The organism is Streptomyces sp. ISL-99, assembly GCF_018614005.1.
Taxonomy (GTDB): Bacteria; Actinomycetota; Actinomycetes; order Streptomycetales; family Streptomycetaceae; genus Streptomyces; species Streptomyces flavidovirens.
Window position 1 is genome coordinate 149,912 of sequence record NZ_JAGGPC010000043.1, and the last position, 11,322, is coordinate 161,233.

At 69.6% G+C, this 11,322-nt stretch carries 13 protein-coding genes and 1 pseudogene; 2 read left to right on the forward strand and 12 right to left on the reverse strand.

The window, feature by feature from the left end; all coding sequences use genetic code 11:
• Positions 1-121: 121 nt before the first annotated feature.
• The 12 genes and pseudogenes from J7E91_RS25835 to J7E91_RS25890 form a co-directional block, all read right to left on the reverse strand.
• On the reverse strand, positions 122-1,507 hold the full coding sequence (locus J7E91_RS25835; RefSeq protein WP_214908717.1) for an 8-oxoguanine deaminase: 1,386 nt from the start codon (positions 1,505-1,507) through the stop codon (positions 122-124).
• Positions 1,508-1,546: 39 nt separating this feature from the next.
• Positions 1,547-1,771, reverse strand: a pseudogene (locus J7E91_RS25840) (purine permease); the annotation flags it as partial.
• Between the two features lie 306 nt (positions 1,772-2,077).
• Positions 2,078-3,001 (reverse strand): factor-independent urate hydroxylase, encoded by a 924-nt coding sequence (gene pucL, locus J7E91_RS25845; RefSeq protein WP_214908719.1) that lies wholly within the window; start codon positions 2,999-3,001, stop codon positions 2,078-2,080.
• 7 nt (positions 3,002-3,008) lie between these two features.
• Positions 3,009-3,398: a hydroxyisourate hydrolase gene (gene uraH / locus J7E91_RS25850; RefSeq protein WP_214908721.1), complete on the reverse strand. Its 390-nt coding sequence runs from the start codon at positions 3,396-3,398 to the stop codon at positions 3,009-3,011.
• Positions 3,398-3,919 carry a 2-oxo-4-hydroxy-4-carboxy-5-ureidoimidazoline decarboxylase gene (uraD, locus tag J7E91_RS25855; RefSeq protein WP_214908723.1) on the reverse strand — a complete coding sequence of 174 codons (522 nt, stop codon included), beginning with the start codon at positions 3,917-3,919 and terminating at the stop codon, positions 3,398-3,400. Before uraD ends, uraH begins: the two co-directional genes overlap by 1 nt.
• A 166-nt stretch (positions 3,920-4,085) precedes the next feature.
• Positions 4,086-4,406, reverse strand: a complete 321-nt coding sequence (locus J7E91_RS25860) for a helix-turn-helix domain-containing protein (RefSeq protein ID WP_214908779.1) — start codon at positions 4,404-4,406, stop codon at positions 4,086-4,088.
• 62 nt (positions 4,407-4,468) lie between these two features.
• Complete coding sequence (locus J7E91_RS25865) at positions 4,469-4,720, reverse strand: hypothetical protein (protein ID WP_078607047.1); 252 nt, start codon at positions 4,718-4,720, stop codon at positions 4,469-4,471.
• A gap of 36 nt (positions 4,721-4,756) precedes the next feature.
• Positions 4,757-5,989: an ABC transporter permease gene (locus J7E91_RS25870; protein ID WP_214908725.1), complete on the reverse strand. Its 1,233-nt coding sequence runs from the start codon at positions 5,987-5,989 to the stop codon at positions 4,757-4,759.
• The gene (locus J7E91_RS25875) at positions 5,986-6,756 is read right to left on the reverse strand and encodes an ABC transporter ATP-binding protein (RefSeq protein WP_214908727.1); all 771 of its coding nucleotides are present in this window, start codon (positions 6,754-6,756) and stop codon (positions 5,986-5,988) included. The genes J7E91_RS25870 and J7E91_RS25875 overlap by 4 nt, the downstream gene beginning before the upstream one ends.
• Complete coding sequence (locus J7E91_RS25880; protein ID WP_214908728.1) at positions 6,753-7,958, reverse strand: peptidoglycan-binding protein; 1,206 nt, start codon at positions 7,956-7,958, stop codon at positions 6,753-6,755. The genes J7E91_RS25875 and J7E91_RS25880 overlap by 4 nt, the downstream gene beginning before the upstream one ends.
• Positions 7,955-8,479, reverse strand: a complete 525-nt coding sequence (locus J7E91_RS25885) for a hypothetical protein (RefSeq protein ID WP_214908729.1) — start codon at positions 8,477-8,479, stop codon at positions 7,955-7,957. Before J7E91_RS25885 ends, J7E91_RS25880 begins: the two co-directional genes overlap by 4 nt.
• Before the next feature lie 167 nt (positions 8,480-8,646).
• Positions 8,647-9,066 carry a hypothetical protein gene (locus J7E91_RS25890; protein WP_214908730.1) on the reverse strand — a complete coding sequence of 140 codons (420 nt, stop codon included), beginning with the start codon at positions 9,064-9,066 and terminating at the stop codon, positions 8,647-8,649.
• A 461-nt stretch (positions 9,067-9,527) separates the two neighbouring features.
• Between J7E91_RS25890 and J7E91_RS25895 the strand changes: the two genes are divergently transcribed.
• Together J7E91_RS25895 and J7E91_RS25900 are read left to right on the forward strand one after the other, a co-directional pair.
• On the forward strand, positions 9,528-10,349 hold the full coding sequence (locus J7E91_RS25895; protein ID WP_214908731.1) for a TIM barrel protein: 822 nt from the start codon (positions 9,528-9,530) through the stop codon (positions 10,347-10,349).
• Between the two features lie 49 nt (positions 10,350-10,398).
• Positions 10,399-11,304 carry a 2-hydroxy-3-oxopropionate reductase gene (locus J7E91_RS25900; protein ID WP_214908733.1) on the forward strand — a complete coding sequence of 302 codons (906 nt, stop codon included), beginning with the start codon at positions 10,399-10,401 and terminating at the stop codon, positions 11,302-11,304.
• The last annotated feature ends 18 nt before the right edge of the window (positions 11,305-11,322 follow it).

Genomic DNA, 11,322 nt, shown 5'->3' on the forward strand with positions numbered 1-11,322 from the left:
CCGTCCCCGGAGGTGCGGGCACTTGGGCGCGCACCTCCGGGCACAGCTGCCGTGGACCCCGCTCGGGTCCGCGGCCGCCGGCTGAGGGCCGTCCCCCTCAGCCGGACTTCCATGGGGACGGTCAACCCTGCGCGACGATCCGCGCGAGCCGCTGGGACTCGCTCCGCGCGTCGCGGGCGATGGCGTCCTCGTCCACCGTGACCAGGTGGTTGTCCTCGACGACGGGCTTGCCGTTGACGAGCGACAGGGTGACGGGGGCCGCCGCGCCGAAGACGATCGCGGTGACCGGGTCGGCGATGGTGGAGTGGCCGAGTCCGTCGACCTTCCACATCACCAGGTCGGCGAGCTTGCCGGCCTCCAGCGAACCGATCTGGTCGGCGCGGCCGAGTACCTGGGCTCCGCCGTACGTGCCGAGGCGCAGCGCCTGGCGGGCGCCCAGCGCCGCCTCGCGGTGCGCGCCGAGGCGGTTGATCAGCAGCGCGTTGCGCAGCTCGGTGTGCAGCTCACCCGACTCGTTGGACGCCGTACCGTCGACACCGAGGCCGACCGGGACGCCGGCCTTCAGCATGTCGGGGACGCGGGCGATGCCTGCCGCGAGGCGGGCGTTGGAGGACGGGCAGTGGGCGACGCCCGTGCCCGTACGGGCGAAGGCGGCGATGTCGGAGTCGTTCATGTGGACGCAGTGGGCCATCCACACGTCGCTGCCGAGCCAGCCGGTCGACTCGAAGTATTCGGTCGGGCCCATGCCGAACAGTTCCTTGCAGAACTGCTCCTCCTCGACTGTCTCGCTGCCGTGGGTGTGCAGGCGCACCCCGAGGCGGCGGGCCAGTTCGGCGCCCTGCTTCATCAGTTCGGTGGAGACCGAGAACGGCGAGCAGGGGGCGACGGCCACCTGCGTCATCGCGTCGAAGGACGCGTCGTGGTGCTTCCTGACGGTCTCCTCGGTCGCGGCGAGCGCGCCTTCGAGGGTCTCGACGGCGAAGTCCGGCGGCAGGCCGCCGTCCTTCTCGCTGCGGTCCATGGAGCCACGGGCGAGGGTGAAGCGTACGCCCATGTCGGAGGCGGCCCCGATGACGGCGCCGGACAGGTCGCCCGAGCCCTTGGGGAAGACGTAGTGGTGGTCCATCGCGGTGGTGACACCGCCGCGGGCCATCATGGCCAGCGAGCCCTGCGCCGCCGCCTTCACCATGGGCTCGTCGATGCGCGCCCACGTCGGGTACAGCGCGACCAGCCAGTTGAAGAGGTTGTGGTCGGTGGCCATACCCCGGGTGATCCACTGGTAGAAGTGGTGGTGCGTGTTGACCAGGCCAGGGGTGACCAGGTGGCCCGTGCCGTCGATCCGGCGTACGACGTTCTCGAGGCCCTCGGGGGCCTTGCCCGCGCCGATCGACTCGATGCGGTTGCCGGCGACCACAACGTAACCCGAGGCGTACTCGGTGTCGTTGGCGTCGACGGTTGCGATGGCACAGTTCTCGATGATGGTGCGCGCGGCTGCCGATGCTGCCATGGTGCGTCCTTTTCTCGGTGATGGGGGCACGGCAGGACCCTAGGAGGATTTGAGTGCCGCAGCCGCGTGGCTCCGGGTGCCGAGACGGTGAAAGAACAGGCTGAGCAGGACCGCGACCAGGGCGCCGGCACTGATTCCGGAGCCGAGCACGGTCTGTGCCCGGGCGGGGAAATCCATGGAGAAGGCGGGCGCGGCGAGCGGGATGATGCCCGCGCCGCCGAGTACCGGCATCGGGACGGTGGAGACGACGGCGCCGAGCGCCGGCATGCCGGCTGACGATTCCGTCATCGAGGCGACCGGCGCAGCACTCGGCAGCCTGCTCCCGTGCGCACCAGGAACCCTGCCCGCCTCGGGCCGGATCACGTGCAGGCGGTGACGACGCCCGCGTGTTTCAGGGCGGGAAGTGAATGGGCGGCGTGGCCCGGCCGCAGGACGGGGCCCTGTGTGCACGACGTGAGCACAGGGCCCGCCGTCGGCCCGACATACAGGCGTTGCCATGGAGCTTCCCTCCGGTCCGGTACGCCCCCGCCCTACGCACTCGGGGCGGGCGGGGGACGTACCGGTCCCGCGTCAGAGGTTGGTCATGTCGACCGGGATCTTCGGCTCGACGCCGTCCCGCAGGATGGTGGCCTCGATGAGGCCGTACGGGCGGTCGGCGGCGAAGTAGACCTCGTTGTCGTTCTTCAGCCCGAAGGGCTCGAGGTCGACCAGGAAGTGGTGGTTGTTCGGCAGCGAGAAGCGGATCTCGTCGATCTCGCTCCGGCTGTTGATGACCCGCGAACCCATCTGGTACAGGGTCTGCTGGAGCGAGAGGGAGTACGTCTCGGCGAAGGCCTCGAGGATGTGCTTCTTGGCCTGCGCGTACGACTTCTCCCAGTTGGGCATCCGGTCCGCGTCGTTGGACCAGCTGTAGCGCCAGGCGGCGGAGACATCGGTGCACAGGATGCGGTCGTACGCCTCCTTGAGCGTCGTGTACCGGTCCTTGACGTAGCCCCAGAACTCCGAGTTGGTGGAGTTCATGACCGTGAGGTCCTTGAGGCCGGAGATGACCTCCCAGTTCTCACCGTCGAAGGTGATCTGCGTGATGCGCAGCTCCTGGCCCTTGCGGACGAAGGAGTGGTTGACCTCGTCGGATCCGATGAACTTGGAGTTGTTGTCCGAGGTCGCGATGCGGTCCCAGGCGTACTCCTCGATCCGGATCCGGGCGCGCTTGATCGGCTCCTGCGACGTCACGAAGTGGCGGGCGAGGTGGATGCCGAACTGCTCGGCGGACTCGATGCCGTACTCCTTGGCGAACGCGTACACCGTGTTCTTGGTGGTGTCCGTCGGCAGGCAGTTCGCGTTGGAACCGGAGTAGTGCACGTCCTCCATGTCGCCGGAGAGGGCGACGGAGACGTTGAGGTCCTTGATGTGGTGGGTGTCGCCGTCCCGCGTGATCCTGACGACGCGGTTCTCTGCTTTGCCATACTGGTTCTGGCCGAGAATCGTGGGCATGTCGGTGCTAGCTCCCTCGGTATACGGAGTAGCCGAACGGGTTGAGCAGCAGCGGTACGTGGAAGTGTTCGCCCGGCACGACGGCGAACGTGATCGCCACCTCCGGGAAGAACGCGCCGCTGTCCCTTACGCGGGGGGCGTCCTGCTGTGCCTCGGCTTGCTTCTTGGAGAAGTACGCCTCGGTCTGGAAGTCGAGACGTACGTGGGTCGTGCCTTCCGGCAGGGCCGGCAGGTCCTTGCAGCGCCCGTCCGCGTCGGTCGCGGAACCGCCGAGTGCCACCCACTCGGCGGCACTGCCGCTGCGGGCGGTGAGCGAGATGGCGACGCCCTCGGCGGGGCGCCCGATGCTGGTGTCCAGGATGTGGGTGGACACCGAAGCAGTGGTCGCGGTGCTCATCAGTCGTTGTCCTCTTCGTACTCTTCTACGAGCCGGGTCAGCCGGATTCGGTTGATCTTCCCGAGTTCGGTGCGCACGATCTCGCGCTCCGCCTCGGCGGTGTTGCCGATCCGGTCCCGCATCGCGTCACGCATCTGCTCACCGGTCGCACCGGTGGCGCAGATCAGAAAGACATGTCCGAACTTTTCCTGGTAGGCCAGGTTCAGTTCGAGCATCTCGGCTTTCAGTTCCTCGGACGCTCCGGCCATCCCCCGCTGTTCACGGGAGGAGGTCGGGTCTCCGGGCTTCGGCCGGCCGATCGGCGGGTGGCCCGCCATCGCCTCGGCCAGATCCTCCGCGGTCAGTTCGGCCATGGCGGCGTCACTGGCGTGGAAGAGGGCTTCCGCGTTGGCGTACGGGCGCTGGGCGAGCATCTTGCTCCCCCACGCCGAGCTGGCGCACACCTCGTGGAGCGCGGCCGAGGCCTCGCTGTCCGCCGAGGTGTTGAACCGGGTGAGGCCCGGTGTCGAACCTGAAGTCACGGGAGCCTCCGTGGCGTGCTGGACGGGCTGGGCATAGCTAACGCCCTCAAGAACAGCTCGTCAACACTTTGTTGAAATCTTGCGAACGCAAAAGCCGCCGACCCGTTGCCCGGACGGCGGCCTCCACAAATGATCGATCAAATATGCCCACTTAGTGGACAGCCGACTAATCGCCCCTGGCGCTGTTTTCCCTGTTCAGATAGTTGTAGACGGTGAAGCGGCTGACCCCCAGGGCGCTCGCCACCGTCTCCACGCCGTGCCGCACGGAGAAGGCGCCGCGCGCCTCCAGGATCCGTACGACCGACTGCTTCTCCTTACGGTCGAGCTCGGCCAGCGGCATACCGTGCCGGCGCTCCAGCGCGGCCAGGATGTGGTCGAGCGAGTCCGAGAGCTGCGGAAGCCGTACGGCGACCACGTCCCGGCCCTCCCAGGCCAGCACCACGTCGTCGCCGCCCGCCTGCTCCGGCACCATCATCTCGCCGCCCATGGCGTCGACCAGCGGCTTGACCGCGGTGACGAGGGGGTGGTCGCCCGGCCCGCTGTGCTCCGTCACTTCTCGCCCTCCCCGATCACGTTGACCTGCAACGAGACCCGGGTGGCACCCGCGTCCAGGGACCTGCGCAGCAGCGCGTCGACCGCGGTCAGCACCGCGTCCGCGTCACCCTCGGCGGTGTTCCCGAACGGGCCTACGTCCACAGCGTCCAGCTCGGCCACCTGGATGACCTCGCGAGCCGCCAGCGCGTGCGCCGGCGCCTCGTCGAGATCGAAGGGCTCGGTCGTGAACTCCACTCTCAATCGCACCATGCCCCCACGTTACTGGCGGGGGCCGGCAGTCCGTCAGCCAGTCGCCAGCGCGGTCGTCGGCGAGACGCGCGCGGCGCGCATCGCCGGGTAGAGCCCGGCCACGGCCCCGATGACCAGGGTGCCCGCCGCGCCGGCCAGCACCGCGCTCGCGGGCAGCGCGACCGGCCAGCCGCGATGTCCGGCGTACGCCGTGGTGATCAGCAGCCCGAGGGCCGCGCCGCCGCAGCCGCCGAGCCCGGAGAGCACCAGGGACTCGGTGAAGAACTGGTTGCGGACCTGGCCGCGGGTGGCGCCGAGGGCCCGGCGCAGGCCGATCTCGCCGCGCCGCTCCAGCACCGCGATGACCATGGTGTTGGCCACCCCGATCCCGCCGACCAGCAGCGCGACCGCTCCGATGCCCAGCAGCAGACCGGTGAACGCCTCGTCGGCGGCGAGCTTGGCGGCGAGCGCGTCGGAGGGCCGGGCGACCCGTACCGCGTCGGGCTGCTCGGGATTGACCGTACGGGCGAGCACGTCCCGTACGTCGGTCACCGCGTTCTCGTCGGCCCGGACGTAGACGGCGGTGGGGTGGCCGTCGAACCCCAGGGTCCGCTCGGCGGCGCCGAAGCCGATCAGGGCCGCGCTGTTCAGCTCGGGCGCGAGGACGACCGGTTCGATGACCCCGATCACGGTGAAGTGGCGGCCGCCGATCAGGACCTGGACGTCGGGATGGGCCCGTACGACGCCCAGCCTGCGGGCCGTGGCGGAGCCGAGCACGACCGCCGGGTACTCGCCGGTGGCCCGGTTGAGCCAGGTGCCGCTGAAGGTGCGTACACCCAGGGTGTCCAGCAGGTCGGGGTGGGCCGCGAAGACCTCCAGGGCGTTGGTCTCCTCGCGCGGGATCAGGTCGGAGCGGTACACCTTGGCGTCGATCTTGCCGACGGCGCTCACCTCGTTCACCGGCGGGACGCGCCGCACCATCGCGGTCACGCCCGTGGGGAGTTTCGCCTCCCCGCCGGTCAGGGTCTCCCCCGCCTCGGCGTGCAGCAGGTTGGTGCCGAGGGTGTCGAGGGTGGCCTGGAGTTCGGCGCGGCTGGAGGTGGAGATGCCGACCACGGCCACCATGGCGGCGATGCCGATGGAGATGCCCGCCGCGGAGAGGACCGCGCGCAGCGGTTTCGCACGCAGCCCGGACAGACTCAGCCGCAGGACGTCGAGCGGGCCGAGCCGGGCGGGGCGCAGCGGAGGACGGGACGGGGCGGCGGGCGGGGAGCCGGGCGGGGTCATCGGGTGGCCTCCTGGGCGGTACGGGGGGCCGCGCCGCCGTGGTCCTCGACCAGCCGCCCGTCGCGCATGACCACCCGGCGCGGCAGCCGGGCGGCGAGCTCCGTGTCGTGGGTGATGACGACGACGGTGGTGCCGTCGGCGTTGAGTTCCCGCAGCAGTTCGACGACGCGCGCCCCGGACGCGGTGTCGAGCGACCCCGTCGGTTCGTCGGCGAGCAGCAGGGAGGGCCGGCCGGCCACCGCGCGGGCCAGGGCGACGCGCTGCCGCTCGCCGCCGGACAGCTCGTGCGGGCGGTGCCGCAGCCGGTGGCCGAGGCCGACCCGGCGCAGGCTCTCGGCGGCGGCCGCCGTTCTGGCCCGCCGGGACAGTCCGGCGTACAGCAGCCCTTCGGCCACGTTGTCGACCGCGCTCACTCCCTGGGTGAGGAAGAACTGCTGGAAGACGAACCCGATGTGCTCGGCCCGCAGCGCCGAGAGCTGGCGGTCGGAGAGCCGGTCCACGGGATAGCCGGCGATGCGTACGCGGCCGCCGGTCGGGCGGTCGAGCGTGCCGATGAGGTTGAGCAGGGTGGACTTGCCCGACCCGGAGGGGCCGACCACGGCGAGGAGTTCGCCGGGCAGGACCCGCAGGGAGAGATCGCGGACGGCGTGCACGGGCGGGGCGCCGGGGTAGCTGCGGGTCACTTCGATGAGTTCGATGACGGGCTCGGCCGCCCGCGGGTCCGGCTCGGCGGCCGGCGCGTTCGTCACCTCACTGACGGCGTTCACAGCGCGGGCGTCCCGACCTTGAGGCCCTCGGTGATGCCGGCTCCCGACACCTCGACGCGGCCGCCGCTGAACAGCCCGGTCGTGACCGGGAGGATACGGTCGGGCTCGCCCGAGCCGTCCCCGACGACCTGCACGCCGTACCCGCCTTCGCGCAGCGCGAGCAGCGCGGCGACGGGGACGGACAGGACGTCGCGGTGCCGTTCGGCCTCGGCCTCGACGCGGACCGGGGAGTAGGTCAGGGCGCCGGCCGCCTTCTGGTCGGCGAGGGCAATCCGTACGGTGACGGTCCGGTCGCCGCCCTGGGGGTTCTGGCCGCCGCCCTGGCCATTGTCGCCGCCACCGTCGTCGTCGCCGCCGTTCTTGTCGCCGCCGTCGTCGCCGCCACCGCCGACCACGGTGCCGACCGAGGTGACCTTGCCCGCGACCGGTTTGTCGCGGCCGGGGATGGTGACGGTCACCTTCTTGCCGATGGGCAGCAGGCGCTGCTGGGACATGGTGGCCTTCACCGTCACGGTGCGTTCGGCCTTGGTCGTGTCCAGGACGGGGCTGCCGTTCTGCGCCTCGTCACCGGGTTTGCGGTCGGCCTCGCCCGCCCGCACGGACTGCGGGGCGAACAGGACGCGGCCGAGTTCGAGCTGCCCCGTGCGCGGCAGGCCGAGGGCACGCTGCCAGCGTCTGACCGCGTACGCCGTGCCGTCGGTGTACGTCTCGTCCACCGTGAAGCCGGTGTAGCCGAGGGCGGCGAGGTTCTTCTCCAGCTGGCGTACGTCGCCTCCGTCGGCCATGCCGGGGGCGAAGGCGCGGTAGGCCGGGATGCGTCCGTACAGCAGCACGACGGGCTTCTCGTCGATCCGGTAGAGGACGCCGCCCCGCGAGACCGTCGCTCCGGGGCGGGCCGTCCAGGTCACGGTGCCGGTCAGGCGGTTGGGGAGGTACACCTCGTCGGCGTACTCCAGCGTCCCGTCCAGGGTTTCCTTCGCCGTCAGATCGCCGCGGGTCACCGGGGCGGTGGCCGCGGTCGGCGGGAGCTTCGGCGGCGGTGCGCCGTCCGCGCGGTCGCGGACCACCACGACGGCCGCCGCACCGGCGGTCAGCACGACCACGCAGGAGATGATGAGCCTGCGGGCGCGGCGGGGGCGCGGCGGGAGGTCGTCGGCCTCACCCACGGTCCGGGTCCCGGCCCCGGGATCGGTAGCGGTCACTGTCCCGCACCCGGAACGGGACCGGCTTCCTTGTAGCACTCCTTCGAGGCCTTCTCGTGGGCTGCCCGCTCGCTCTCCGCGACGTTGCCCATCTTGAAGCCCTTGTCGCGCAGGCAGCGTTCGACCTTGAGCCGCCACACCTTCTGCTCCTCGGTCTCCTTGCCGCCGCCGGCCGCACCGCCGCCGCCACTGGCTCCCTCGTCCATGTACTGCTTGCAGGCGTTCTGGGCCTTGCTGATCTTGGCCTGGTCCTGGGTGTCCGTGACCTGGATCGAGACATTCCCATTCGTCTCCGGGTCGTCGACCTCGATGTCGTTCTCGCGCAGGCACCGTACGAACTTGAGGACGTCGGCATCCGGATCACCGGCGCCGGGCTTTTCGGTCTTACTGTCGGCCGATGTCTTCCCGCCGGCGGACGGAACATCGCTCTTCTTGTCCGACGAGCAGCCAGTCAGCATCGTGAACGGAAGCAGTACGGCGAGGGAGGTCATCGCCAGTCGGCTTAACTGTTTCGGATTCATGACTCCATGAAAGCAATCCCCGCCGAGAGATCACTGAGAGATTTATGAGATTTCTCTGAGAAGAAGAGGAGGGGATCATTCCCGCATACGCGAAAAGACCGAATCCAGGGACTGTCCGGACAGTCCCTGGATTCGGCCTCAGTCAGTCGGCGCCCCGCGGCCGGGGATCAGCCGCCGATCGAGCCGCCCCAGATGGCGTTGGTGCCCGAGGGGCAGGTCAGCGTGTGGTTCCAGGTGCCGTAGTAGTACGTCCCGAAGGTGTACCGGTAGCCGTTGGAGCAGTCCACGTAGACCCGGTAGCCGTTGCCGGAGCAGGTCATGTAGAAGTTTCTGCCGGACGTGCGGCCGTTCCAGCAGCTCGCATTGATGTTCACGTCGCCCTCGGAGGCGGCTGCGGCGCCGCCCGCCTTGCTGAGGGACTTCGTGCCCACGCCCGACTTGACCTGACCCTTCGACGACTGCGAGGTGGAAACCGCCTGGCCGTCCCCCGTTGAAGCCGCGCTTGCGGCGGGCGCGAGGCCCACCCCGGCACCCAGCATCAGCATGGCACCGGCCCCGACGAGACCCAGGTTTTTGCGGATCATCATCTTTCCCCCATCAACGCTTCTTGTAGAACCGTCACCCACTCGGTGAGCGAGCAACGCGATTCTGCTAAGAGCAATGCGGGCATGTCAATTCTCATTTCCTTCTCATGAAGGCACCCGTACTGCGAATCAGTCATTCCGCAAAGGTCCAGGCCACGACCCGGGGATGGACGCGAAATGCCGTTCCGGCCGGTAAACACCTTGGCCAGAAAAATGAACTATGCATTCCCTATGCATTTCCTGTGAGCCATGGCCGAATCTCGGCCATAAACAGACCGGACGTGGCGCGCGGCCGACCGTCGCTCGTCAGCCACCCCCCTGGCCACCCCCTCCCCAGGGGCACCTTCCGCACCGTCCGGCCGCCCGACCTGCCCCCACCCTCTTGACAGGCCTCCACACCACCATGCAACATTCCATCAGGCAGAAAATAACTTCCGCGATACGGAAGGAGCGCCGAAACCCTCATGGGCTACACGGACCACCGCTTCGATGTGAACCTCTCGATCCTCTTCACGGAACTCCCGCTCCTCGAGCGCCCGGCGGCCGCCGCCGCGGCAGGCTTCAAGGCGGTCGAGCTGTGGTGGCCCTGGATCGAGACCCCCACCCCCGACCAGGCCGAGCTCGACGCGCTCAAGAAGGCGCTCGACGAGGCCGGCACCCAGCTGGTCGGCCTGAACTTCTACGCCGGGCAGCTGCCCGGCCCGGACCGCGGCGCACTCTCCGTGCCCGGCGAGGAGTCGGACCGCTTCCGCGCCAACATCGATGTGGCGGCGGACTTCGCCGCCTCGGTCGGCTGCAAGGCGCTCAACGCGCTCTACGGCAACCGCGTGGACGGCGTCGACCCGGAGGTCCAGGACAAGCTTGCCCTGGAGAACCTGGTGGTGGCCGCCCGCGCCGCCGACCGAGTGGGCGCGATCCTGCTGATCGAGACCCTCAACAAGCCGGAGTCGCCGCGCTACCCGCTGGTGAGCGCACCGGCCGGCATCGCGGTCGTCGACAAGGTCAACGAGGCCACCGGACTCGGCAACGCCAAGTTCCTCCTCGACATCTACCACCTGTCGATGAACGGCGAGAACGTGTCCGACGTGATCGCGGAGTACGCCGGCAAGACCGGCCACGTCCAGATCGCGGACAACCCCGGCCGCGGCGCACCCGGCACGGGAGACCTGCCGCTCGAAGAGCTGCTCAACCAGCTCAAGAACGCCGGTTACGACGGCTGGGTGGGCCTGGAGTACAAGCCCGGCGACCGCCCGAGCGCCGAAGCCTTCGGCTGGCTCTCGAACTGACCATTTTTACGCGTGTGTCGAAACGCGTGTGTTGAAAGAGGCACCCATCATGAGCAACCCCACTGCACTCCCGTCGATTGGCTTCATCGGCCTCGGCATCATGGGCTCCCCCATGTCCGAGAACCTGCTGAAGGCGGGTTACGACGTCACCGGCTACACCCTTGAGCAGCCCAAGATCGACCGTCTGGTCGCCGCCGGCGGCAAGGGCGCGTCCTCGATCGCCGAGGCCGTCAAGGACGCCGACGTCATCATCACGATGGTGCCCGCCTCCCCGCAGGTCGAGGCAATCGCGTACGGTCCGGACGGCATCCTGGAGAACGCCAAGAAGGGCGCCCTCCTGATTGACATGTCCTCGATCACCCCGCAGACCTCCGTCGACCTGGGCAAGGCCGGCGCCGAGAAGGGCCTGCGCGTCCTGGACGCCCCGGTCTCCGGCGGCGAGGCCGGCGCGATCGAGGCCGTACTGTCGATCATGGTCGGCGGTTCGCAGGAGGACTTCGACGCCGCCAAGCCGGTGCTCGAAGCGCTCGGCAAGACCATCGTCCTGTGCGGTCCGCACGGCTCCGGCCAGACGGTGAAGGCCGCGAACCAGCTGATCGTCGCGGTCAACATCCAGGCATGCGCCGAGGCCGTCGTCTTCCTGGAGAAGTCCGGCGTGGACCTCACCGCGGCCCTCGACGTCCTCAACGGCGGACTGGCCGGCTCGACCGTCCTGACCCGCAAGAAGGACAACTTCCTCAACCGCGACTTCGCCCCCGGCTTCCGGATCGACCTGCACCACAAGGACATGGGCATCGTCACCGACGCCGCCCGCAATGTCGGTGCCGCTCTCCCCGTCGGCGCGGTAGTCGCCCAGCTGGTCGCCTCGCTGCGCGCCCAGGGTGACGGTGGCCTCGACCACTCCGCCCTGCTCCGCGCCGTCGAGCGCCTCTCCGGTCAGCCCGTCCAGAGCTGACCAGCCCCCTGACTTCCG